This window comes from Staphylococcus sp. GDY8P47P (assembly GCF_016892225.1).
GTDB lineage: Bacteria > Bacillota > Bacilli > Staphylococcales > Staphylococcaceae > Staphylococcus > Staphylococcus borealis.
Window position 1 is genome coordinate 22,119 of the sequence record NZ_JAFENV010000019.1, and the last position, 24,830, is coordinate 46,948.

Annotated in this window: 26 protein-coding genes and 2 pseudogenes; 14 read left to right on the top strand and 14 right to left on the bottom strand. The window is 33.8% G+C overall.

Annotated features, from left to right (window positions below; translation table 11 throughout):
• Positions 1-119: 119 nt before the first annotated feature.
• From JVV30_RS08820 to hypR, 3 genes are all read right to left on the bottom strand, one after another.
• Positions 120-323 (bottom strand): cold-shock protein, encoded by a 204-nt coding sequence (locus JVV30_RS08820; RefSeq protein WP_053031400.1) that lies wholly within the window; start codon positions 321-323, stop codon positions 120-122.
• 233 nt (positions 324-556) lie between these two features.
• Positions 557-1,879: a hypothiocyanous acid reductase MerA gene (merA, locus tag JVV30_RS08825; protein ID WP_204194008.1), complete on the bottom strand. Its 1,323-nt coding sequence runs from the start codon at positions 1,877-1,879 to the stop codon at positions 557-559.
• The gene (gene hypR, locus JVV30_RS08830) at positions 1,866-2,306 is read right to left on the bottom strand and encodes a redox-sensitive transcriptional regulator HypR (protein WP_070854262.1); all 441 of its coding nucleotides are present in this window, start codon (positions 2,304-2,306) and stop codon (positions 1,866-1,868) included. Before hypR ends, merA begins: the two co-directional genes overlap by 14 nt.
• Positions 2,307-2,436: 130 nt before the next feature.
• Here hypR and JVV30_RS08835 point away from each other — a divergent pair, with 130 nt between their 5' ends.
• The 5 genes from JVV30_RS08835 to JVV30_RS08855 all read left to right on the top strand — a co-directional run bounded on the left by JVV30_RS08835 (position 2,437) and on the right by JVV30_RS08855 (position 6,662).
• On the top strand, positions 2,437-3,372 hold the full coding sequence (locus JVV30_RS08835) for an aldo/keto reductase (protein WP_204194010.1): 936 nt from the start codon (positions 2,437-2,439) through the stop codon (positions 3,370-3,372).
• A 249-nt stretch (positions 3,373-3,621) separates the two neighbouring features.
• On the top strand, positions 3,622-4,158 hold the full coding sequence (locus JVV30_RS08840; RefSeq protein ID WP_053030781.1) for a flavodoxin family protein: 537 nt from the start codon (positions 3,622-3,624) through the stop codon (positions 4,156-4,158).
• A gap of 115 nt (positions 4,159-4,273) precedes the next feature.
• A complete protein-coding gene (locus JVV30_RS08845; RefSeq protein WP_053030779.1) occupies positions 4,274-4,750 on the top strand; it encodes a GNAT family N-acetyltransferase in 477 nt (158 codons plus the stop codon).
• A gap of 19 nt (positions 4,751-4,769) precedes the next feature.
• Entirely contained in the window at positions 4,770-6,086 is a 1,317-nt protein-coding gene (locus JVV30_RS08850) for an HD domain-containing protein (RefSeq protein WP_176747931.1), read from the top strand.
• Between the two features lie 69 nt (positions 6,087-6,155).
• On the top strand, positions 6,156-6,662 hold the full coding sequence (locus JVV30_RS08855; protein WP_053030775.1) for a YwhD family protein: 507 nt from the start codon (positions 6,156-6,158) through the stop codon (positions 6,660-6,662).
• Positions 6,663-7,478: 816 nt separating this feature from the next.
• On the opposite strand, the gene larC is transcribed toward JVV30_RS08855, so the two are convergent.
• From larC to larA, 4 genes are read right to left on the bottom strand one after another with little or no spacing between them, the layout of a single operon-like run.
• Entirely contained in the window at positions 7,479-8,669 is a 1,191-nt protein-coding gene (gene larC / locus JVV30_RS08860) for a nickel pincer cofactor biosynthesis protein LarC (protein WP_070854537.1), read from the bottom strand.
• A gap of 15 nt (positions 8,670-8,684) precedes the next feature.
• Complete coding sequence (gene larB, locus JVV30_RS08865; RefSeq protein WP_070854536.1) at positions 8,685-9,443, bottom strand: nickel pincer cofactor biosynthesis protein LarB; 759 nt, start codon at positions 9,441-9,443, stop codon at positions 8,685-8,687.
• A gap of 12 nt (positions 9,444-9,455) precedes the next feature.
• Positions 9,456-10,283 (bottom strand): ATP-dependent sacrificial sulfur transferase LarE, encoded by an 828-nt coding sequence (gene larE, locus JVV30_RS08870; RefSeq protein ID WP_070854541.1) that lies wholly within the window; start codon positions 10,281-10,283, stop codon positions 9,456-9,458.
• A gap of 17 nt (positions 10,284-10,300) precedes the next feature.
• Positions 10,301-11,569, bottom strand: coding sequence for a nickel-dependent lactate racemase (gene larA / locus JVV30_RS08875; protein ID WP_070854535.1), 1,269 nt, complete (start codon positions 11,567-11,569; stop codon positions 10,301-10,303).
• Between the two features lie 298 nt (positions 11,570-11,867).
• On the opposite strand from larA, the gene adhP reads away from it, so the two are divergent.
• The 4 genes from adhP to isaB all read left to right on the top strand — a co-directional run bounded on the left by adhP (position 11,868) and on the right by isaB (position 14,603).
• Positions 11,868-12,878 (top strand): alcohol dehydrogenase AdhP, encoded by a 1,011-nt coding sequence (adhP, locus tag JVV30_RS08880; RefSeq protein WP_053030769.1) that lies wholly within the window; start codon positions 11,868-11,870, stop codon positions 12,876-12,878.
• A gap of 107 nt (positions 12,879-12,985) precedes the next feature.
• Complete coding sequence (locus tag JVV30_RS08885) at positions 12,986-13,507, top strand: VOC family protein (protein ID WP_204194012.1); 522 nt, start codon at positions 12,986-12,988, stop codon at positions 13,505-13,507.
• Between the two features lie 108 nt (positions 13,508-13,615).
• The gene (locus tag JVV30_RS13435; protein ID WP_256323726.1) at positions 13,616-13,744 is read left to right on the top strand and encodes a hypothetical protein; all 129 of its coding nucleotides are present in this window, start codon (positions 13,616-13,618) and stop codon (positions 13,742-13,744) included.
• A gap of 316 nt (positions 13,745-14,060) precedes the next feature.
• On the top strand, positions 14,061-14,603 hold the full coding sequence (gene isaB, locus JVV30_RS08890) for an immunodominant staphylococcal antigen IsaB family protein (protein WP_053030765.1): 543 nt from the start codon (positions 14,061-14,063) through the stop codon (positions 14,601-14,603).
• A 205-nt stretch (positions 14,604-14,808) separates the two neighbouring features.
• Here the strand turns inward: isaB and JVV30_RS08895 are convergent, their stop codons facing one another.
• From JVV30_RS08895 to copB, 6 genes and pseudogenes are all read right to left on the bottom strand, one after another.
• On the bottom strand, positions 14,809-15,333 hold the full coding sequence (locus JVV30_RS08895; protein ID WP_343283860.1) for a type 1 glutamine amidotransferase: 525 nt from the start codon (positions 15,331-15,333) through the stop codon (positions 14,809-14,811).
• Positions 15,334-15,570: 237 nt separating this feature from the next.
• The gene (locus tag JVV30_RS08900; protein WP_070854532.1) at positions 15,571-16,020 is read right to left on the bottom strand and encodes a 2-thiouracil desulfurase family protein; all 450 of its coding nucleotides are present in this window, start codon (positions 16,018-16,020) and stop codon (positions 15,571-15,573) included.
• A 77-nt stretch (positions 16,021-16,097) separates the two neighbouring features.
• Positions 16,098-16,207 (bottom strand): annotated as a pseudogene (locus JVV30_RS08905) (recombinase family protein); the annotation flags it as partial.
• A 449-nt stretch (positions 16,208-16,656) separates the two neighbouring features.
• Positions 16,657-17,202, bottom strand: a complete 546-nt coding sequence (locus JVV30_RS08910; RefSeq protein WP_002510756.1) for a YdhK family protein — start codon at positions 17,200-17,202, stop codon at positions 16,657-16,659.
• 19 nt (positions 17,203-17,221) lie between these two features.
• A complete protein-coding gene (gene mco / locus JVV30_RS08915; RefSeq protein ID WP_000277153.1) occupies positions 17,222-18,655 on the bottom strand; it encodes a multi-copper oxidase Mco in 1,434 nt (477 codons plus the stop codon).
• Positions 18,656-18,669: 14 nt separating this feature from the next.
• The gene (gene copB, locus JVV30_RS08920; protein ID WP_204194014.1) at positions 18,670-20,766 is read right to left on the bottom strand and encodes a copper-translocating P-type ATPase CopB; all 2,097 of its coding nucleotides are present in this window, start codon (positions 20,764-20,766) and stop codon (positions 18,670-18,672) included.
• Between the two features lie 318 nt (positions 20,767-21,084).
• Here copB and merR point away from each other — a divergent pair, with 318 nt between their 5' ends.
• The 5 genes and pseudogenes from merR to JVV30_RS08945 form a co-directional block, all read left to right on the top strand.
• Positions 21,085-21,483, top strand: a complete 399-nt coding sequence (gene merR, locus JVV30_RS08925; RefSeq protein WP_002510754.1) for an Hg(II)-responsive transcriptional regulator — start codon at positions 21,085-21,087, stop codon at positions 21,481-21,483.
• A gap of 27 nt (positions 21,484-21,510) precedes the next feature.
• On the top strand, positions 21,511-21,795 hold the full coding sequence (locus tag JVV30_RS08930; protein WP_002510753.1) for a hypothetical protein: 285 nt from the start codon (positions 21,511-21,513) through the stop codon (positions 21,793-21,795).
• Positions 21,796-21,912: 117 nt separating this feature from the next.
• Complete coding sequence (locus JVV30_RS08935) at positions 21,913-22,275, top strand: TlpA family protein disulfide reductase (protein ID WP_348635048.1); 363 nt, start codon at positions 21,913-21,915, stop codon at positions 22,273-22,275.
• On the top strand, positions 22,272-22,952 hold the full coding sequence (locus JVV30_RS08940; RefSeq protein WP_021459891.1) for a cytochrome c biogenesis CcdA family protein: 681 nt from the start codon (positions 22,272-22,274) through the stop codon (positions 22,950-22,952). The genes JVV30_RS08935 and JVV30_RS08940 overlap by 4 nt, the downstream gene beginning before the upstream one ends.
• 37 nt (positions 22,953-22,989) lie before the next feature.
• Positions 22,990-24,018, top strand: a pseudogene (locus tag JVV30_RS08945) (FAD-dependent oxidoreductase); the annotation flags it as partial.
• A gap of 62 nt (positions 24,019-24,080) precedes the next feature.
• Here the strand turns inward: JVV30_RS08945 and JVV30_RS08950 are convergent.
• Positions 24,081-24,755, bottom strand: coding sequence for an IS6 family transposase (locus JVV30_RS08950; protein ID WP_002512555.1), 675 nt, complete (start codon positions 24,753-24,755; stop codon positions 24,081-24,083).
• Positions 24,756-24,830 lie beyond the last annotated feature (75 nt).

Here is a 24,830-nt window from a genome sequence, read left to right on the forward strand (position 1 = left end):
ATGTTAGTATAAATTGAGCTATGAATGTATTCTAATCTGAATATTGTCGTAGCTTTTTTAATGTTAAAAAAAAGCACTTAGAAGATTATCGTCTTCTAAGTGCTTAATTAGGTTTAATCCTATGACATTACAACAACGTTAGTTGCTTGTTCGCCACGTTGACCTTCAGTAATATCGAAGTCAACTTTTTGACCTTCTTCTAAAGTTTTGTAACCTTCACCAGCGATACCGCTGAAGTGTACGAATACGTCGTTACCATCTTCTCTTTCGATGAAACCAAAACCTTTTTCTGCGTTAAACCATTTTACTGTACCGTTATTCATATAGAATACCTCCATGTGCTTTTGCACGAATATTTGTAACAAATTCATTTATAAAAAAGAGAGTATTCTAGACAAACACACTACATTTAAATTCACGAGCTTTTATTACGTTAGATTAACTATAACTGTTATTCGTTAATAAGTAAAGCTTTTTATTTTTAAAAATATTGATAAGTTGAAATTATATCTCTCCATGCACTAATATGACAACGTTTTGGCACATAAAAAATATTTTAAATATTAAATAAATCGTTAAATGATTCGACGATAGTTGGGTGCGTATAAATCGTATCTCTCAATGTTTGATAAGGAATATGCTGATCGATAGCTAATTTAATTAAGTTGATAATTTCTTCAGATTCTTTACCGTAAAGGGTAGCACCTAAAATCATATCGTTATCTTTGTTTATAACTACTTTGAAAATTCCACGCGCATCATTATTAATCTTATGTCTTGGAATTTGAGAGACAAGTAATGTATTCTCTATATAATTATAGCCTTGAGACTGTGCTTCTTTAGCCGTTAAACCAACTCGAGATAATGGTGGGTCAATAAAGACAGAGTAAGGGATTGTACCACGGTTACCCGTTGTTCGCGAGCGATCTCCAAATAATTCAGACTGCAGTATTCGATAATCATCTAGCGAGATATACGTAAATTGTAGTCCACCTTTGACATCTCCTGCTGCATAAATGTGGGCAACTGATGTCTGTAAATGCGCGTTCACTTTAATTTCACCACGTTCGCCAAGTTCAATATCAGTGTGTTCAAGTGCTGAGTCAGTGTTAGGTACACGTCCAGTCGCTAACAGTACGGCATCAGCTGAGAAATTACCTTGAGTAGTTACAACTGTTGTTTGATTGCCCTCATTTTTAAATGCTTGTGTTTCTACATTTGTAATAAACGAAATGCCTTTATCTTCTAAATCTTTAATTGCATGAGTAACCACGTCTTGATCTTCTCGTGGCATGATTTGTGAACCATATTCTAAAACAGTAACTTTAGTACCGAAATTTGCAAACATCGAAGCAAATTCTAAAGCGATATAGCCACCGCCAATAATTACTAAATGCTTAGGTTGATATGAAATATTTAATAATCCACGTGAATCATATAAATGTTGTGCGGTCTCTATCCCTTTGATAGCAGGAATATTTGATTTCGCACCAGTATTAATAACAATCTTATCTGCTGTTAATGTCTGAGCAACAGAACCATCTTCGCTTACAAGATTAACTTCTGTATTGGATTTAAATTGAGCTTTGTAAGTGAATACATCAATATTTGCATCATTTGCTAAGTTATCATAATTTTTCTTATTTAATGCACGAACTACGTCTTTTTTTCTTGAAAAGGCAGAACCAAAATCTGTACCGTCCATACCATCATGCACGAGCACTTTAGAGGGGATACAGCCGTGATTTATGCATGTACCGCCAAAATTATCTGACGATTGTTCTACTAAAGCAACGTGTTGACCTTGTGCTGCTGCATATTTGGCAAGTGTTTTACCTGCTTTACCGAAGCCAATAACTAATAAATTATAATGTGTCATATATTGTGTCCTCCTGAAGTGTATCTTTGATGACGTCGTTAATTGTCAAGTTACGATAAAAGTTGCGCACTAGGGCAGTTTCTTGCGCTTTATATTTAGTCATAGTGGTTGCAATATGCTTAGAAATCGTACAATGACTCTCTTCACTACCAGTGAAAATACGTTGCGCAGGTGATTTATCTAACACAAAAAGTTGATACAGCGTATCTAACGTAATCGTGGGTGTAATCTCATTCGCACGATAACCACCGCTTTTACCGCGACGTGTATCAATAAATTGTTGGTTATTTAGTATTGTAGCAACGCGTCTTAGTTGCACTGGATTAAGACAAGTAAGTGTTGCTAATTCCTGACTATTGAAATGTTCCTCTGAGTGCTTAGTGAGAAAGCTAAGCACGTGTACTGCAATGTTAAATTCTAAATTCATCGTATACCGCCTTTAATGTAACTTGATTAGTTACATTAAAGTATATCTTATATAAAATGTCAATATGAATGACTTAATCAGAATGGGGTAAACTACAAGTAGTAATATTTGAATAAAGGAGCGAGTATGAATGGCAGATTTAGTACAATTAGGTAAATCAGATGTTCGTGTATTTCCAATCGCATTAGGTACCAATGCAGTAGGTGGCCACAATTTATATCCAAATTTAGATGAAGAACAAGGGAAAGATGTTGTGCGCAAAGCAATTGATAATGGTATTACATTGCTCGATACGGCATATATTTATGGTCCTGAACGTTCGGAAGAATTAGTTGGCCAAGTGGTTCAAGAATACCCACGTGAACAAGTGCAAATTGCGACGAAAGGTTCTCATGTTATTAAAGATAATGATGACGTCATTCAAAACAATGACCCAGATTATTTAAAACAACAGGTTGAGAATAGCCTGAAACGTCTTCAAGTAGATTATATTGATTTATACTATATTCATTTTCCTGATGAAAATACGCCGAAAGATAAAGCAGTTGCAGCGTTAAAAGAACTTAAAGATGAAGGTAAGATTAAAGCAATTGGGGTCTCTAACTTCTCATTAGAACAACTTAAAGAGACAAATAAAGATGGCTATGTAGATGTAGTGCAATTAGAATACAACTTATTACATCGTGAAAATGAAGATGTAATGGCATACGCGGCTGAAAATGATATTACATTTATTCCTTATTTCCCACTAGCGTCAGGTATCTTAGCTGGTAAGTATGAGGAAAACCAAACGTTTGATGATCATCGTGCGCCTCGTCGTGACTTCCAACCAGAGGTATTTAATGATAATGTGCGTCGAGTGAAACAATTGCAAAGTATTGCAGAAGCCCACAACACATCTATCGCCAATGTGGTTCTAGCATTTTATTTAACTCGTCCAGCGCTAGATGTAGTAATTCCTGGTGCAAAACGTGCTGAACAAGTTGTAGAAAATATTGAAGCGGCTAATATTCAACTAACAGATGATGAATTGAAAAAAATCGACGAACTATTTCCGATTGAATAACAAACGCGGATATAAAATAAATTAAAGTAATTTAAGCTCTTACACCGTTTATATTTGTGTAAGAGTTTTTTTAGAAACTTGAATAAATAGTAATGATTCTTTTTTATTTTAGGAAAATGTACATATATCATATGAAATAAGGGTACTAGGCAAATATGCGAAATATTAAATTAATATGAAGTATTGATGTAGCGAACAAATTAAAAATAATGGCATATTTTAAATATAAATTAAGAGAGAGGGATAGACATGATTACAGTTTTATTTGGAGGCAGTCGTCCAGAGGGGAACACAGCACAACTTACTAAGTATGCAATAGAAGGATTAGCCTATAATTGGATTGATTTAACAGATTACCAATTTAATCCTGTAAGAGATTTCCGTCATGATAATAAAGACATTACTAATTATACAGACGATTATAAACACATCATTGATCAAGTATTAGAAAGTGATACGGTGATCTTCGCATCACCAGTTTACTGGTACAGTATATCTGCATCTTTAAAGGCATTTATTGATCATTGGTCTGAAACAATGGTTGATCCAAATTATAGAGACTTCAAAGAACGAATGGCAAAGAAAGATTTCCGTCTTATTTTAGTTGGTGGAGATTGTCCAAAAGTGAAAGCAAAGCCTTGTATTACACAAATGAAATATACGTTAGATTTTATTGGGGCTGAACTTAACGGTTATATTATCGGTACAGCTGAACGACCAGGAGATATTTCGAAAGATACATTTGCATTCGAAAGAGCTAAAGAATGGAATGAAACACTAATATAGATTTTGATGAAAGGTACGACAAATTACATCGATAAATACGCTATATTGAGCGATTGTATAACTACTGTGATATAATTTCATTATTAATTCCATAGTAAAGTCAGGAGAATCAAGTATGTTTAAAGTCAGAGAAGCCACATCAAATGACGTCGTAGCAATTAGAGATGTTGCTACTAAGGCATGGTATAACACATATTTAAATATTTATGCAGCATCAACAATTAATGAACTATTAGCTGCTTCTTATAATGAGCAACATTTAAAGAAACGCTTAGAAGAACAATTATTTTTAGTAGCCGAGGATAATGATGAAATTATAGGCTTTGCTAATTTCATTTATGGTAAAGAACTGTATTTATCTGCGCATTATGTACATCCAGAATATCAACACAAAGGTTACGGTTCTAGCTTACTTAAGCAAGGATTAGAACAATTTGATGGTAAATATGATGCAGTATATTTAGAAGTTGATAATAAAAATAAAGGCGCTATTCAATATTATCAAAATAACGGTTTTGAAATCGTACGTTCTTATCAACCAGAAATGTATGGAGAGCAAATGGATTTAGCTTTAATGAAGAAAAGTATATAATCCCTATCACTATACTGTAATGAGAGGAAGGATTTATTTGACGCAAACACCTTATGTTGAACAGAAATTAGCTGAAGAGAAGGTATTTAAAGACCCTATCCATAAATATATTCACGTCAAAGATCAACTTATTTGGGATCTCATTAAAACGAAAGAGTTTCAACGTTTACGTCGTATTAAACAATTAGGTACATTATATCTTTCTTTTCATACTGCAGAGCATAGTCGATTTGGTCACTCTTTAGGTGTATATGAAATCGTACGTCGTATGATTGATGAATCATTTGTTGGGCGTGATGCGTGGAATAATGCAGATAGACCATTAGCTTTATGTGCAGCATTATTACATGATTTAGGGCATGGTCCATTTTCACATAGTTTTGAAAAGATATTTAATACAGATCATGAGGCATTTACACAAGCCATTATTACAGGACCTACTGAAGTGAATGAAGTCTTAAGTCGTGTATCTGATACTTTTCCTAAAGAGGTCGCGGATGTTATTAATAAAACACATCAAAATAAACTTGTCATTTCTATGATTTCATCTCAAATTGATGCCGATCGAATGGATTATTTGCAAAGGGATGCTTATTTTACTGGTGTCTCTTACGGTACATTTGATATGGAACGTATTCTACGTTTGATGCGACCTTCAAAAGATGAAGTACTCATTAAAGAAAGTGGGATGCATGCTGTAGAGAACTTTATAATGAGCCGTTATCAAATGTATTGGCAAATATACTTTCATCCGGTTAGTAGAGGCGGGGAAGTTTTACTAAATAATTGTTTGAAACGTGTCAAGCAATTGTACAACGAGGGTTATCATTTTAAAATGTATCCTGAAGATTTTGTTCCTTTCTTCGAAGAGAAGGTTACAATCGAGCAATATGTTGATTTAGATGAAGTCGTAGTGCTTTATTATTTAAAGCGATGGATACAAGAAGATGATGCCATTCTTAGTGATTTAGCACGTCGTTTTATCAATAGGGACTTGTTTAAATACATTCCATTTGATGGTTCAATCATTACTATTACTGAACTGCAAGAGTTGTTTATAGAGGGACATATTGATCCTAATTATTATTTCGTTAGTGAAGCTTTCTCTGATTTGCCTTATGATTATGATCGACCAGGATCTAATAGACAACCAATACATTTATTAAGACGTGATGGTAATATTAGAGAAATTAGTAGCCAATCACTTGTTATTTCTAGTATTACGGGTATTAATCGTGAAGATTATAAATTGTACTATCCTAAAGAAATGATTCTTAATATCGATAATCCACAAATTAAGGGTTCAATTATTAATTTACTTAATGAATTGAATTAAGCCATTGAAACTTTAATATATAACACATAATATAGAAATTATGAATTTAAGTTTTCGGAGGTGTCACGTGTGTCTGAGAATAAAGGTTTTAAATTTAATATTATCAAGAATGACCCGCTTGACGGACATAAAGGAACGAATATTGGTGCAATTAGTTTAGATAATATTGCCCCAGTATTTATAGATGTAGCTAATAAAGAGGCGTTTATTGATATAGGCGGTATGCATGCGCGTGCTCAAGTTGAAAAAGGTGTTAAATGGATAACTGACAAAGCGGAAGTCGAAGGCGAAGAAGCTAAAGAATATTGGCTTTGCTGGGTGACAACTGAGCGTAGTGAAACTGGACCTTATTATGCCGGTGTTACTGCATGCTATTTATTAGTTAACAAGTCTATACGCCGTGGTTATAAGAGTATGCCTGAACATGTCAATATGATGGATAAGTCTATGAAACATAAAATTATGATTGATCATATTGGCGAAGAAAATAAAAAAGTGTTGAAAGACTTTTTAATATCGCACAATGAGGATATGTGGAATAATTCGAATGACGAATTATTCAAAGCTTTTGAATAGTATAAACAGTACTAAGCGTGGGACGCTATTCTTAATAGCCAGTAAGTGAATTTTAATAAGTTCATTTACTGGCTTATTTTCATTCATTGATAAAGTATGTCAGTCTCATTTCGCTTAAGTTGTAAAGAAATTCTTAGATAGATATTCACTCGTTTAAGTTGTTTCGCTTTCCTGTGGGAAAGGCTCTAAAGTAGTTCTTTGATTTTAATCATTAGAACTACTTGAGTCTGGGACATAAATAATATAATAATACTATTTAGCAAATTCGCAGTAGCTGACTGAACTGAGAAGGCACTTAAATCAAGCTTTCTCAGTTCTAGTCATCCTTGCGGGGGTGGGACGACGAATTCAAAAGAATTCTGTCCCGCTCCCTCCTCAACCCCAGCTTGCTTTGTTTGTAGATTTTCATATTGAAAATCTCTTTGCTGGGGCCCCGCGCGCAAAAATATTCGTCATTCATCTTTAGAATTTCTTACTTAAGTGCTTTAGCACTTAAGTTCAATAAAATCCTGCTCCCTCAGGCGTCGCTCAACTACGTTCCATTACCCATTTTAGAACTACTTCAGTCTGGGGCATAAATAATATAATAGTGCTATTTAGCAAATTCGCAGTAGCTGACTGAGCTGAGAAGGCGCTTAAATCAAGCTTTTCTCAGTTCTAGTCATCCTTGCGGGGGTGGGACGACGAATTTAAAAGAATTCTGTCCCACTCCCATATTATAAAAGGCAATTCCTATAACACTCTAATAGGAATTGCCTTTTGTATTGATATTAGATTTGTTTGTTTAAATCAATTCTGGTTCTACAAACGTCGTAATTATTTTAAAGATTCTCCAATATGGTATTGACTATTTATAGTGTTCATTAAGGTATTATACACTTGATGTAATGGTATGATTTTATGTTCGCTTATGGCTTTAATATCGTCAAACTCAGGTTTCATTTTTAAGATTGTTCCATTTTTTAAAGCGAATTTTACTTTTATTTGACCATACGGAGTCTCTACATCACGGAAAGCTCTTTTTAAAATGTGTCTATTCACTGTGTAACTACGAACGCCTAGTGATGATGTATGTGTTAATACTAAATTTTCAATGGTTTGTTTATCATTAATTTTGCATAAGACTGTCAATTGAATTGCAGGGCGATTCTTCTTCATTGTAATAGGTGTAAAGTAAACGTCTAGTGCGCCTGCTTTCAATGTCGTGTCCATAAAATGACCTAACATTTCTGGAGTCATATCATCAATTTGACACTCTATGACCTGTACTTGGTCGTGAGAAACTTGTTGGTTATCTTGGAATTGAATGACGCGTAAAACATTTGGAAAATCAAAGTCTTTATTACCTGCCCCGTACCCAATTTCTTGCATTGTTGCAGCTGGGAAAGGTCCGAATTGAGTGACTAAACTTTTAGCAAATGCTGCCCCTGTTGGTGTAGTCAATTCGCTTTGTACGTCAAATGCTGCGAGGGGTATGTTTTTTAGAATTTCTGCAGTAGCAGGTGCCGGTATTGGATAAATACCATGTGCAATATTAATTTTCCCGTTACCTGTTGGAATAGGGGAACAATAGAGCGTATCGATGCCAAGTTGTTCCAATGCGATACAGCCTCCGATAATATCTATAATTGAATCCATAGCACCGACCTCGTGAAAATGAACGTCTTCTATCGTCATACCATGGATTTTTGCTTCAGCATGCGCGATCGTATTAAATATTGCTTTACTACGTTGCTTAACACGTTCTGGCAACTGACTATCATCGATTAATTTGAAGATATCAGACGCTTTTCGGTGATGATGATGTTCATGAAAATCAATCTTCAGCGTCATAGCATGGATACCTTGTTTAACTTTCTTATTAAAATGAAGCGCAAAATCATCGATAGGTAATTGTTTTAATTCGCGTTCAATTGATATAGGGTCAGCGCCTAAGTCAACTAGTGCGGACAGCAACATGTCACCAGCAATACCAGCATGGCAGTCTAAATATAAAGCATTACTCATAATTATAGCTCCGTTCTATTGATTTTCTAGCATCTTAATAATCATTGCAGCGTTATACCCTGCACCAAAACCATTATCTATATTTAGTACGCTTGTACCTGGTGCACAAGCATTAATCATCGATAATAAAGTGGTTATACCATTTAGGTTGGCACCGTATCCAATGCTAGTAGGTACAGCATATACAGGATGATCGACTAAACCGCCAACAACACTTGCGAGGGCACCTTCCATACCAGCAATAACAATCGATACTTTACCACTGCGAATATCATGAATATGTTCAAATAATCGATGGATACCAGAAACACCTACATCGTAATAACGATTAACTTGAATACCCATTACTTCAGCTGTGACTGCAGCTTCTTCAGCGATAGGCAGATCAGATGTACCGGCGCAAAGGACTGAGATACAGTGATGTGATTGATTAATAGAATCAAGTGGCGTACAGACTATATTTGCTTCAGCAAAATAGTCTAAGTCTGGGTGTTGTTGTAAAACATAAGATGCTTTTTCTTCATTAATACGTGTGACTAAAATAACATTGTGATGATTCGATAGACTTGTAATGATTTGACTGATTTGTTCTTTTGTCTTACCTTGGCCAAATATCACTTCAGGAAATCCTTGGCGCTTTGCTCTATGTAAATCAATTTTAGCAAAGCCCAATTCGTCATAATGACTGAGTTGGGCTTTAGCTTCATCAATGGATATTTGATTTGATTTTACACCTTCGAGCAAGTCTTCAATAAAGTTAGAATCTTTACTCATGAGTATACGTCCTTATACTAATTTAGTCGCTTTGGTATCAATGACTTCATTCATACTACCTGTTCTGTAGCCTTCTAAGTCAACAGTAACATAGTCGAAACCAAGTTCTTTTAAGCGTAATGTAATGTTATCTTTGTTTCTAATTACAGTTGCCAAATCATCTTCTGATACTTCGATACGTGCAATATTGTGATGGTAACGGACACGTACGTTATTAACACCTAAACTTAAAATGTGTTTTTCAGCTTCATTGACTTTATTCACTTTAGTAAAACTTAATGCTTCGCCGTAAGGAATACGTGAAGCTAAACTACATAAAGCAGGTTTGTTCCATACAGGCAGATCGTGTTGTTTACTTAATTCTCTAATTTCTGATTTATAGAGTTTGGCTTCTTGTAGTACACTGCGAACGCCATATTCATCTCTTGCTTTTAAACCTGGACGGAAATCTTCTAAATCGTCCATGATCATACCATCTAATACATAGTTGAAACCTAACTCTTCTTTAATTTGAGTTAATTTGCCATACATCAAACGTTTACTATAGTACCAGCTTTCGGGTGTGTTTTTAACGATATTTGCATCTTCTAATTCAGCCATTTCAGTTTCCATAACGTCGATGCCTAATTCGCGACCTAATGCAATGGCTTGATCGAATTCTTCATTTCTGAAAAGTTCAGATTTAACAACAACCGGTTTAACATTTTCAGTACCTAATACATCCATTGCTTTTTTAAGTACTAAACTACTATCTACACCACCTGAAAAAGCAATTACGACACTGCCCATATCTTCTAATAATTGATTTAATTTAAGTTCTTTATTTTGTAATTCAGTCATGTTTATCAATCCTTTCATTATGCTTCGTCTTCTACGTAAGGAATCGTTAATGGACCTTGTGGCATAACACCAATACTTAATTTTCTGCCATATTGCGCTTCTAAATCGGCAATCGTTTGTTCAATATTTGATGTTGGATTTAGCATTGAGTCTTTAAGTTGTTGGTCAGTTAACTCTGAATACACATATACATTTGCGAATGTTTGAATACTGGCTTGTTTTTGAACTTGCCATTGGTCCACTTCTGAAAAGTTCGGGTCATGAATTAAGTCTAGAATACCTTGTGGCGTGTCAGCCATTTTGAATATTTCGGCGAATTTACCATGATCAGGGAATCCGTCTGCACACTCAGATACCATAATGATATTGCCGCCTTCTTTTACAACTTTACTAGCAGCACTCATACCTTTAACGGTTTGATATAAGTTTTGGTCGAGAGGGTAGCCGGAATTTGAAGCAATAACCACATCGAAACGGTCATCACATTTGAACATTGCGTGTTCTTTAACGTAAGCACAACCTTCTTTATGTGCCTCGAAGACATCACCACCAAATGCAGCTGTAATTGCTTTATCTTTATTTAATGCGACATTTAACATGAAGTCAGGCTTGCACATCGTATTGACTTCACGTGCCATATCTTGAACAGGATTATCTTCTAAATTACCCCAAGTTGAGCGAGGGTCACCAATCATTTTGGCGTTGTGGAAGGTCTTAATTGTTTCAAGACCAGCGATACCTGGCATAATTCCTTTAGGTCCTCCAGAGAACCCAGCAAAGAAATGGGGTTCAATAAAGCCTGTTACGATTTTGAAGTCAGATTCAACGTAGTCTTTATTTAGATACACATCACAGCCATATTTACTATGTCCAACTTTCACTAAACTTTCTTTTTCGTCGCAGTGATTGTGGACGATTTTTACGCTATTGACAATATCTTCACCTAACATTTGTACGAGTTCGTCACGTGTTTGATCACGGTGTGTACCTGTACCATTAATAATTACGAAATTCTCACGTGGCACATGGTTTAATTCCTCAATTAGTAAAGGTACGAGTATGTGATTCGGTGTTGGTCGAGTAATATCACTAATGACGATTGATACAATATCATCCTTATTAACCAATTCTTTCAGTGGCTTAGAACCTGTTGGTTGTCGCAAAACATTTTGAATTGCTGAAGTATAATCATCTAATGCTTCTATCTTTTGAGGTTCTATGACTGTACTATCATCAGGAACATTGACTTCTACTTCAGACTTTCCATATAGGACATGTGTTTTCACTAAAAATCCCTCCATAAGTCTTGATGCAATAGTTGTAATTAAGCAATTAATTAATTGTTATATGTAAAATTATAGCATAACTATATCGCGTTTTTTAATGGTAAGTGCGTAGTAGTCTAACGGTATTAGCATAAGTGGTATTAATCATTTTATAAAAAATAAAACTGCAAAAAATAAAATGTTTGAAAATTAAAAATAATTAAGTGAAAATGATTCCAATTCTATAAGCGATTGCATATAATGAGTGTAGATTTACAAATTTATCATTAAATGTTAATTGAACAAGGAGTGATTGACCATGAAAGCAGCAGTAGTAACACATGATCATAAAGTAAGTGTAGAAGATAAAGAAGTGCGTGCCTTGAAACCCGGTGAAGCTTTAGTTCAAACAGAATATTGTGGTGTATGTCATACTGATTTGCACGTTAAAAATGCAGACTTCGGTGATGTAACTGGCGTAACATTAGGCCATGAAGGTATTGGACGTGTTATTAAAGTAGGTGAAGGTGTCGATTCGCTTAAAGAAGGCGATCGTGTCTCAATCGCTTGGATGTTCGAAAGCTGCGGCCATTGTGAATATTGTACAACAGGACGTGAAACATTATGTCGTGATGTTAAGAACGCAGGTTACACTGTTGATGGCGCTATGGCTGAACAAGTTATTGTTACAGCGGATTATGCAGTGAAAGTACCTGAGAATTTAGACCCAGCGGCAGCTTCTTCAATTACTTGTGCTGGTGTAACGACGTACAAAGCTGTAAAAGTAAGTAACATTAAACCAGGTCAATGGATTGGTGTATTTGGCATTGGTGGTTTAGGTAACTTAGCACTTCAATACGCTAAAAATGTATTTAACGCTAAAGTTGTTGCATTCGATATTAGTGATGATAAGTTAGATTTTGCGAAAGAATTAGGCGCAGATGCGGTTGTGAATACTAAAAATCAAGACGCTGTTGAAGAAGTAAATAAATTAACTGACGATAAAGGTTTAGATGCGACAGTTATTACTGCAGTAGCTAAAACACCATTCAATCAAGCAGTGGATGTTGTGAAAGCTGGCGCACGTGTAGTAGCTGTAGGTTTACCTGTTGAGAAAATGGACTTAGAAATTCCACGTTTAGTTTTAGATGGTATTGAGGTTGTTGGTTCATTAGTAGGAACACGTCAAGACTTGAAAGAAGCCTTCCAATTCGCTGCAGAAGGAAAAGTTGTTCCAAAAGTACAAACACGTGAGTTAGAAGAAATTAACGATATCTTTGAAGAAATGGAACAAGGAACAATTACCGGACGTATGGTAATTCAATTCTAATAATTCATATTAATAGGTAAGAGAGTGGGTTCAATTTGAATTCACTCTTTTTTATTTCTCACAAATTTAGGGTAAATATATTTGAAAGCGAAAAGGAAGGTGTTTATATGAGCCATATTAAAGGGATTAATCATATTGGTTTAACAGTGTTAGATATTGATGAAGCGACAACATTCTTAAAAGAAGCGTTTGGCGCTAAAATTGCGTATGATGCATTAACGTATGATGATGAACCACGTGAAGGTGTAGAAGTTGAACGTATGCTAGGTTTAACTAAAGGGGCAAAAATTGTGCGCCAAAGAATGATTGTGATTGGAAATGGTCCGAATATTGAAATGTTTGAAGTAAAGAGTAATCATCAGAAAGATCCACTTAAACTTGAAGATTTGGGTTATCACCATATTTCATTCATGGTAGATGAAATTGAAGCGGTATTAGACAATGCCATACGTGCAGGCGCTGAACCACTATCTGAAACACATGATAATTCAACTTATGAAGATTCGAAAGGTAGTAAGAGTGTGTACGTTAAGGCACCGTTCAATGCCTTAATTGAGTTACAGACTATACCAAATGGTTATTATTATCCTAAAGATAGTGAAGCAAATGTATTTATTCCTGGTGAGTAGGGTGTATTAGCAACAATAAATTAACTGTTTAAATTTATAATAAAGTTATTTGATGTTATAATTATTTAATGAATATAAATTTAATCTATGAAGTTAAGAGGACAACAAATGAAAAACATCTTATTTGTAGCATCAATCGGTTTCGGCATCATTTTCTTCTATAAATATAAAACCCTTTTGGAAAAATATCGTTATGACATTGTAGAACTTGAATCAAGCGAAGATATTTTAGAATGAAAGCAAAAATTAATAGACTATGATGGATAGACGACATTAATTTATTAGAAATAGAATATCGTAATATACTTAAGAAATTAGTGTTTAAAAAACTATTCGATAAGGTGCATCCCTAAGGTTGAGCTTAAAATTTAACTTTATGGGGTGCATTTTTATATGGTGAACATAGCAAATATGAATCATAATTATTTCGGGATGAATAATGTTTTAATAGATGTAAAATTGCAATTTTAGAAACATTGTTGTAATATTGTAAACAAATCGTAATATAACGATTGTTATGACGATTTGACTAAGAAATGAGAGGAAGATTCATATGAATAAAACTGCCAAAGCAATTGTTAGTGCAACTTTAGCCATGGGAACAGTATTCGGAGTCGGAGCCTCAGTAGAACAACCACACAATAATCAAGCACATGCAGCTACTACACCATATTATACGTATAGTGGCTACGTAAATAACGATGGTTCATTCTTATTAAATAAAACGTTTAAAAATGCGGTTAAGTATGGCAATGTTACGTTTAATGGAACTAAAATAGTACCTCAAACGGGGACAAGCAGTAAGTTGAATAACTTTAGTAAGTATGATCAAAACTTCTTCTCAGTGAAGTCTGGAAAGAAAACAGCAACATCTGTTCAAATTAAAGTGAATAATGTAACTGTGAAACAACTTAAATCCGTTTATGGTAGCGATCTTGTAGAGCAAGCAGATGTTCATGGTCATAAAAATCCTAATAGCGATGATTATAAATTAGTTGGTGGCCAAAATGGTAATTATCATACACCCGTAACGTTTGTACAAAAGAACGGTAAAGTACAATCAGCAATTATTGGATTTGAAGGTTCGGGAGCTTAGAATGTGTGTAAAACATAATGTCCAAAAATAGATGAAGTAACTACGTTTTTCTATAATTTAGTTAATATGAAATCTAGCATAGATGCAGAAATCCCCTCACTATTGGTGTAATGAGGGGATTTGTTAGTGTGCCTAAAGTCGCATATTTTTAATTATTAATATTTTATTTTTTGAAGTGATTGTGTGAAAAATACTTAAAATTAGTCTATCTACCAGTTATATGATCAAGTAATTTAAACATAACTTCTTTATTCTCTTTAGGAACTTCGCGTTCAATAATTTCTTGTGGAGTTTGGTTTAATACAGAATCAACCGCATAAGAAAAATCATTAGTTACAATTTCTTTAACTTCAAAAGGACCTGGTTCGAAATGGAATCGCAAACCAATAACATTGTTATTTAACAAAAACCCTTGATTAGTTGAATATTCACTAGAGAAAAGTAATTCTGCATTTTTAGGTATTTGGAACATTTCTTCATGCCAATGCAATGCCATCAATTCTTTTGGTAAGTCTGGTATTGTATTAGTTTCAAGATATACTTTATCCCAACCTACTTCTTTTACTGGTGACTTACTTACTGTATAACCAATTGCTTTCGTTATTTGTTGCGCACCATAACAAGCACCAAAAATTGGCTTCTTCTCTTTTAACAATGCTCTTATCAATTCTCTTTCTTTAAAAATCCAATCATCTAAATCATTCGGACTCATAGGGCCACCTAAAATAATAACTAATTATACAGTAGGATATCTTCTATTACTATGGTTTAGTTATTTATTGATGTTGAGCATGGTTAAAAAATAAATGAGCAAAATAGGACCGGCATTTAATATAAGTAAAGATACTATGAAAATGACAAACGAAGGGTGAATATTAGGGAGAAAAATCTATAAGCAAATCAATAGAATCAATTCAATATTTACATTTTTAATAGGATTATAATTGAATCAATCGGAATAAAGTATTTAAATATTATAGTTTTTTTCGTTATAAACTTGTATTCCGTTTTTTATTAGTAGTGCGGAAAATATTCCTACCCCTTGTTTTTTGTTTCCATTGAATTCACCGGTGTAAATATTTTCTGAACTGCAAGTTGGGCTATCGGATTTTAGTATTAATGCTTTACAGTTCATTTTTTGACAAGTATCTAATGCTTTTTTCGCTCCATTTACATATTCAACTGTAACATCGTTTCCTTGATTATCAATGATTTTAGCTTTATTTTCTAAAACGTCAAAACCATCTCCTCCTACGATTTCTGCAGGATTTCTTGGAGTTGATAATCCCCCTAAGATTTCGGGGCATATTGGTTTTGCTACACCTTGGTCTACAAGTTTTTTTAAATTGTTGTTGAGTTTGCTTCCTCCGTCATATCTAACATTTTGGCCGACTAAGCATGCACTTATAAAAATCATTTATTAACCTCCAGATTTTAGGTTTTGGAAACGAGTGTCTTCTTTTCTTGAAATGTCATTCTATTTTCAATAGATTAGCCAGTTTGTTTTTCTGTGAAAATTTTTTCAGCTCCAAACGTTTTTAAACTATCAAGTTGTCTTTCTAGATTTGATCAATTGATGATAAGCTTGCATAACCAACAATCATATATTTCACTCCGTAATTAATATACACCCTAATCATACGTTTAAGTTACTATGAATTCAATAACCATATTTGTATGATTAGGGTGTACCCTAAAATAAATTTTTAAGCATATTCGAAATTATAAATATAAAAGATTTCATTATATAGTAAAATGAGATAGATGTGACTTTACCTGCTAATTTAGAATAACTTTTCTTGATAAATGATAAAGCTCAATACATTCACTATTCCATTTTTTATATTTTTCGAAATTCCATTGATAAATTATAAAAGATCCCCTCATTTTCATTAAAATCATTTAATTTTTCTAAACAAATGGCCACTCTCATTATTGTGGATATGAGAGTGGCCATAAATTTTATTTGTTTACTTGTCTATTTAACAAAGGGGATTCTCATTGCATTTGTGAATAACTAACTAAATACTTTAAAGCTTTAAAATGATAGACATTAACGAGATTTTAGTTCGTCAGTTGTCATCCATTTATGATTTTTAACCATCTCATCGTTTTCTGTTGATTTATAATCCACCATATAAACGGTTGTTTTTTCTACATCATCAATTTGAGCTTCTGCACCTTTCATACCAGGCATATGGTCAGCTTCTAATTTAACTGTATCACCTTTCTTGAATCCATTTTCAGGGGCATCTGCAACTTCCTCATTAACGACCCATTTGTGATTATTAACTTTTTCATCACCATTTGTAGGTGTGTAACTCACGACATAAGCATAGGTTTTGTAAGCACCTTTAACTGTACCTTTAGCATTTTTCATACCAGGCATATGATCAGCTGTAATTGTTATTTTATCGTCCTTTTTATATTTACTGTCATCTGTACTTTTCATATTATCTGGGGCTTTACTTTCACTCTTATGATTCATATGTTTTTCTTGTTTTTGATCTTTAGAATTTTCTTCTTCTTCGTTACCAGTTGAACAAGCTGATAATACTAATCCTGAAGCTACTATAATTGAGCTCAATTTTTTCATCATATTGAATTCTCCTTATAAATTATTTTGTTACTTTTATTTGTCCCATCATTCCATTATCTTCATGCTCAAGTATGTGACAATGGAACATGTATGTCCCAGTATTTTTAAAAACCACTTCTATTTTGGCTTTTTGTCCAGGTTCCAGAGATATAACGTCTTTTTTGCCTCTCATATCTTCTGAAGGTTTCTTCCCATCCACTGATAAAACTTTAAATTGCGTTCCGTGGATATGGAACGGGTGCTTCATACCACCCATTTTATCTTTGACGTTTTCAATTTCCCAAGTTTCTTTCCGGTTTACTTTTTGTGTGAAATCTATTCTGTTAGGATCGAATTTTTTGCCATTAATAGTAACATTATCGTCCATACCTTCTAATTTGATTTTTTTATCTACTTTTGGAGTAGTGTCTTTGTTAGTACTTTTTTCTTTGTTAATAATTGGTAAAATTACTGTTTCATCATTATCAACAAGATTGACTTTTTCTTCTTTCATTTTAGATAAATCTATTACTATTTCTTTTCTTGCTGAAGGAGCTAAATTAATTTCTTTTAACTTTTTAGTCTTTTCTAAATGGCCGCCTTCTGAAGCAATATATTCAAAACTTTGATTATTACTTAGCTTAAGATTTAAATCCCGAGCATTGGAGCCATTTAAAAGTCTCAAACGTATTTTTCCTTCTTTTGTTGTTAGTTTAGGATCTACTTTCCCATTCACAAGGACTGTATCACCTTGAGTACCATCTTCATCTTTCGTTTTTGTATAATTTAATTTTTTAGATACAAATGTTTTATCTTGGATTATTATAGGCAAATCATTTTTCCCATAATTGCTAGGATAATTATTCTTTTTGTCATCCTCTATATATAATAACCCTGATAAACCATTATAAACTTGTTTAGCTGTATTTGGGGAGGGGTGGGGATGATACCATAATGTAGCAGCCTCTTGTTTAACCTCAAATTTTATTGTTTTTTCTTTTCCTGGTTTTATAACTTGAGAAGGGCCTCCATCCACTTTTCCATCTATTTCTAACCCATGCCAATGAAATGTTGTATTTTCATCTAAGTTGTTGACTAACTTAATTTTAACCTTATCTCCTTTTTTTAATTTTAAAGTTGGCCCAAGTAAATTTCCATTGTATCCTAAAGTGTTAGAGAAATTACCTTTGTAAAATTCTGTCTTTCCTTTCTGCGCTTTTAATGTATAACTTTTATAACCATTGTTATCTTTTTTAGGATCTAAAACTTTGGGAAATGTTATTTCATTTTTTCCTTGTGAAGAATTCAAATTTTTTCTTTCGTCATGACTTTTCATATCCATCATATCATTTCGCTTTTGATCATTTTCTTTCATGTCCATCATGTTGTGCTTACCTTCTGCAAAAGTATCATTAGGAACCATAAACATTATAGAAAATAACGTAATTAAAATTGTGAACATTTTTTTATACATTATATTTACCTCTTTTATTTTAATTTTAATGTAAATGCATTAATTGCTACGATGATCGTACTTAAAGACATAAGTATTGCACCCACAGCAGGTGATAATATTAAACCAATAGAAGCTAATATACCAGCTGCAAGAGGAACTGCAATCACGTTATATCCTGCGCCCCACCATAAATTTTGAACCATTTTTTTCATCGTATTTTTTGAAAGGGACAAAAAATTGATAATATCAGAAGGATTACTTTTAACGAGTATGACATCCCCCGATTCAATAGCTACATCTGTCCCTGCGCCAATTGCCATACCAATATCTGCTCTAATAAGGCTTGGCGCATCATTGATACCATCACCAACCATCATGATTTTGCTACCATTGCTTTGATAATCTTGGATAATACTTTCTTTATCTTCGGGCATCAATTGCGCGTGGACATCACTAATACCTAATTCTTCAGCCACTGTTTGTGCCACTTCTTTATTATCGCCTGTAAGCATGACTGGCGTAATGTTTCTCGATAATAAATCCGAAACCATTTGTTTTGAACTTTCTTTAATTTTATCGCCTTGTGCGATAATACCAATAACTTGTCGGTCATGAATTAGATAACTAATAGAATTCCCTTGTTGAGCGAGATTCGTAAATTGTTCTTTATTATAATCAAAATTGCTTTTATCGAGATAAGAAACATTCACTATTTTGAGTTTTTTATTATCAACTGTGCCTTCTAAGCCTATACCTGGAATATTATTAACTTCTTGAGGAGTAGCATATGAAATATTTTTGCCTTTAGCAAAATCAACAATACCAGTGGCAAGTGGATGATTAGAATTACTTTCTAATGAAGCAAATAGACTCAATATTTCTTCATTATTTAACTCGTCTGTAAAACTTTCATAGTGATTCACTGAAAAGTTACCTTCAGTTAGTGTCCCAGTTTTATCCATCATGATGTAATCAATGTGTTGTGCGATTTCTACAGATTCTCTGTTTTTAATGATTAAACCATTATGTGCGCCTATAGAGGTAGAACGTGCTGTAACTAAAGGTATTGCCAAGCCTAATGCATGTGGACAAGCAATGACTAATACGGTTACTAGCCGTTCAAGTGCGAAATCGACGTTGTTTTGAATAAGCATCCATACAATAAATGAAATCAGGCCAATACTTACTGCAAAGTAAAACAAATAACCTGCGACTTTATCAGAGAGGAGTTCAGCTTTTGACTTATCGTTTTGAGCTTGGTTAACAAGACCCATAACTTGAGATAGGTAGCCATTTTCACCCGTAGCAGTCACTTTAACTTGTACTGTACCTGAACCATTAATTGAACCTCCAATAACATCATCATTATGAGTTTTATGAACTTTTTTTGATTCGCCAGTAACTAATGATTCGTCAATTGATGTTTCTCCTTGAACAATGATTCCGTCTGTGGGTATACTTTCGCCTGCTCTGACTTCCACAATATCGTCAATATGAATATCTGATATTTTAACTTCTTCTCGTTGATTGTTATCAATCAGCTTCACTGCAGTATTAGGTAAAAGTTCTGCCATTTTCTTCAGTGCATTGCCTGCATTACCTACTGCGTTCATTTCAATCCAATGACCTAATAACATGATTAAAATTAAAGTCGCTAATTCCCAGAAAAAGTCCATTGTATGTGTGGATGAACCACTGAAGTTATTCATATAAAAGGCGTATAAACTATAAATATAAGCTACTGAAATACCTAGAGCAACAAGCGTCATCATTCCAGGTTTTTTAGTTGAAATTTCATCTTTAGCCCCTGATAAAAATGGCTTTCCTCCGTAAAAGAATAAAATTGTAGCAAGAATTAATACAATCCAATCTGACCCTGTAAATGAAATTTGAAACGGTAATTTAACTCCCATCATGGGCGATAAAATAATAATCGGTATCGCAAAAATCAAAGAAATAAAGAATTTACTTTTAAAATTTCCATGATGGTGATGTTCATGATTACCATGACTAGTGTGATTTTCATGTTCTTGATGACTATGATGCTCATGATTACCATGACTAGTGTTATTTTCATGTTCTTGATGACTATGATGCTCATGATTTTGGTGTTTTTTGTTATTCGACAAAATTAAACCTCCTAATTTTATATTTTTAAAGATAGTAATAAGACAATTTGAGTATAACATATACGGTATAGGGGTATATACCATTTGACTTTTTTATTTTGTAATGTACAGAAAATAACCATTTATGTCACTATTTAAAGGAATAACAAATACAATCAAATGGTCATTTGACTATAATGTTTGAGTAGATCACAATAATAACCAAGTGGAGTTGATAGGCTCCCTTAAAGTACAAGCAAGACACTTGAAGAAGAAAAATGTATTATACTTGACCGCGTACTATGGTACGCGGTTTATTATTATTTAGAGGTGAACTATGTGAGTTATCGTATTACTGCATTTGCAGAAAAATGTGGGGTAAATAAAGAGACGATTAGATATTACGAACAAAAAAATTTATTACAAGAACCTTCCCGAACGAAAGCTGGTTATCGGATATATTCAGATGATGATGTTAAGCGTGTATGGTTTATTAAACGGATGCAAGAGCTTGGTTTTTCTTTAAGTGAAATCCACAAGTTGCTTGGTGTTGTAGATAAGGATGATGTGCGGTGTTCGGATATATATGAGTTCGTTTCTCAAAAAGTTGATGAAGTACAACAACAAATTAGAGATTTAATGCGTGTTGAGAATATGTTGAATGATTTAAAAGAATGTTGTCCGAATGAAGAATATTTATATTCTTGCCCTATTATTGAGAAAATGTTTGAGGGTTAAAATCAACTTTTTAGCAGGTGATGTAAATTGACTGTACAAAAGCGAAAAAATGTAAAGGATAATGATAAATTATTGTTTTTAGGAATACCAGCATTGTTGGTTCTATGTTGCGCTTTACCAATCCTTTTAATTGCAATTGGATTGAGTTCTATGGGTGCTTTCTTAATAGGAAAACAAGTTTGGATATTTGGTGCTGTTTTGTTAATTGTCGGACTGATTATGTTGGTAAAAAGAAGAGGTAGTCGTAATACATGTCAGTCGGATTGTTGCCATTCTAAATTCAGTGAAACAGAAGAAAAAGGGGGGGAGTGATTTGAAATCAATATTGTTCTTTAAAAGATTTTATTATCAGCTCTCATTATTGTAAGCCTCTCAGCATGTGGAATATCCAATGGAACCAACACGATAAACAATGAAAAAACACAACCAATAAGTTCCGAGAAGCCAACACTCATTTATTTCATGGCATCTTGGTGTCCGACTTGTGTAGCAGGGGAAAAGGTATTTAAACAGATTCATAATAAATATGGGAACAATGTTCAACTTATAACTGTTGATATGGATCCCCTACAAGATACAGAACAAGATTTAAAGGATTTCCAACGTCAATATGGTGGAGAATGGACACATTTAATCGATAAAGAATATGAACTCACTAAAAAGTATAAAGTAAAACAATTGGAAGAAGTTTTTTTAATAGATAGCAATCAAGAAGTTATATATCACGCGGTTAACCCTTCCTTCGATGATTTACAAAAGGAACTAACACGTATTGGAGTGAGTAGTTCATGACGTTTCCCTTTATATTTATTTTTTCAGCAGGAATAGTTGCTGCGTTTAATCCTTGCGGGATTGTTATGTTGCCTTCATATATTAGTTATTTAATTGGTGAAGGAGAGGTTGAAACAAGGCGTTCCTTAATAAGGACAATCTCAAAGGGGCTATGGTTAGGATTGTCTATGACGTTGGGATTTCTAACTATTTTTGTGATAGCCGGTTTTCTATTATCGTTATTAGGTAGAGCTTTAATCAATGTTTTTCCAATTTGGTCATTTCTAATGGGCGTACTTATCTTTCTTTTGGGACTAGGGATGTTGCTTGGAAAAAAAGTTTCTCTACCTTTAAGAGTTAATATTAAACAGGGTAAACGATCAGTTTATTTCTATGGTATTGCTTATGGAATCACATCATTAAGTTGTACGTTGCCAGCCTTTTTATTTGTACTCACTGAATCTATGCAAGATAATTCGTTATTGATGGTTATACTTAAATTTATTGTGTACTCAATCGGTATGGGTGTTGTCGTTACTTCCATAACCATTGTTTCTTTGATTTCAAAAAGATATGTCCAACAATTACTTTCTAAAAATATGGCAATGATCCAATTTATTTCCTCCATTGTTATTTTAATTTCAGGAATTTATATTTCTTATTATTGGGGGATTGGTCCGGGTGGCATATTTCGATAATTAAAAGGAGTGTTAAAAAATGACTAAGAAAATCAGTATGAAAGTTAGTGGCATGACTTGTATGGGTTGTGAAGAACATGTAGCAGTTGCACTTGAAAATATTGGTGCCAAGAATGTAGAAGCTAGTTTTCGTCACGGTGAAGTATTATTTGAATTACCCGATGATATTGGGATTGAAAGTGCAAAAAAGGCTATTGATGAGGCGAAATATCAACCTGGAGAAATAGAAGAAATATCATCACAAGAAAATGTGGTGTTAGGTAATGAAGGCGATTATGACTTACTTATCATTGGTTCCGGTGGTTCGGCTTTTTCAGCTGCGATCAAAGCGATTGAATACGGGGCAAAAGTAGCCATGATTGAGCGTGGAACCGTTGGCGGAACATGTGTAAACATTGGCTGTGTTCCATCAAAAACACTTCTTAGGGCTGGAGAAATTAATCATTTAGCAAAAGTAAATCCATTTACGGGATTACAAACATCTGCTGGAGAAGTGGAATTAGCACCCTTAATCAAGCAAAAAGATGAATTAGTGAGTGAGCTTCGCAATCAAAAATATGTGGATCTAATTGATGAATATGGAATTGACTTAATTGTAGGTGAAGCAAAATTTACTGATGAACAGACGGTTGAAGTCAATGGGGAGAAACTTTCCGCAAAACGCTTTTTAATTGCAACGGGTGCATCTCCTTCTCTCCCGCCGATTTCAGGACTTGAAGAAGTGGAGTATTTAACAAGTACAACGCTCCTTGAAATAAAAAAGGTACCTAAACGATTAACGGTGATCGGTTCAGGATATATCGGAATGGAGCTTGGCCAATTGTTTCATAACTTAGGTTCAGAAGTAACGCTTATGCAAAGAAGTGAGCGACTGTTAAAAGAGTATGACCCAGAGATTTCTGAAGTAGTAGAAAAAGCTTTAATTGAACAAGGAATAAACCTTGTAAAAGGGGCATCTTTTGAGCGTGTAGAACAATCTGGAGAGATAAAGAAGGTTCATGTTACAGTAGATGGCAAGAAAAAAGTGATTGAATCAGAGCAGCTGCTTGTTGCAACAGGAAGAAAACGGTTCTGTTGCAAAGTCAGAAAAAATATAACTAATTATCATTTTAACATGGTAGTATTCCCTTAACTGGCCAACATGTGATTAATTTCGTAGCACGGCGAAAATCCGTAGATCTGAAGAGACCTACGGTTCTTTTTATATAGACCATAAATACATTCAATACCTTTGAGTGTATTCTTTGCCGTATTGACGCTTTGATATCTCGTCTTTCTCACTTTAATATGACGGTGATCCTGCTCAATGAGGTTATTAAGATATTTAGATGTACAATGACAGTCGGGATTAAGTTTAAAATCTTTAATCAACTTAGACATTGCCACCTTCGTCGAAGGTGCCTGGTCTGTAATTATCATTTGAGGTTTACCAAATTGTTTAATAAGTCGCTTAATAAACGCATATGCTGAATGATTATCTCGTTTCTTACGTAACCAAATATCCAATGTATGACCATCTGCATCAATGGCACGATATAAATAGCACCATTTTCCTTTTATTTTAATGTATGTCTCATCAACGCGCCATTTATAATAAGCTTTTTTATGCTTTTTCTTCCAAATTTGATACAAAATAGGAGCATATTCTTGAACCCAACGGTAGATCGTTGAATGATGAACGTTAACGCCGCGTTCTCTTAGTATTTCAGATATATCACGATAACTAAGCGCGTATCTTAAGTAATAGCCAACGGCTACAGTTATTACATCTTTATTAAATTGCTTATATCTAAAATAATTCATAGAGAACGCTCCTTTTTTGTTAAAATTATACTATAAAATTAACTTTGCAACAGAACCTTTTGAGGTTTACCAAAT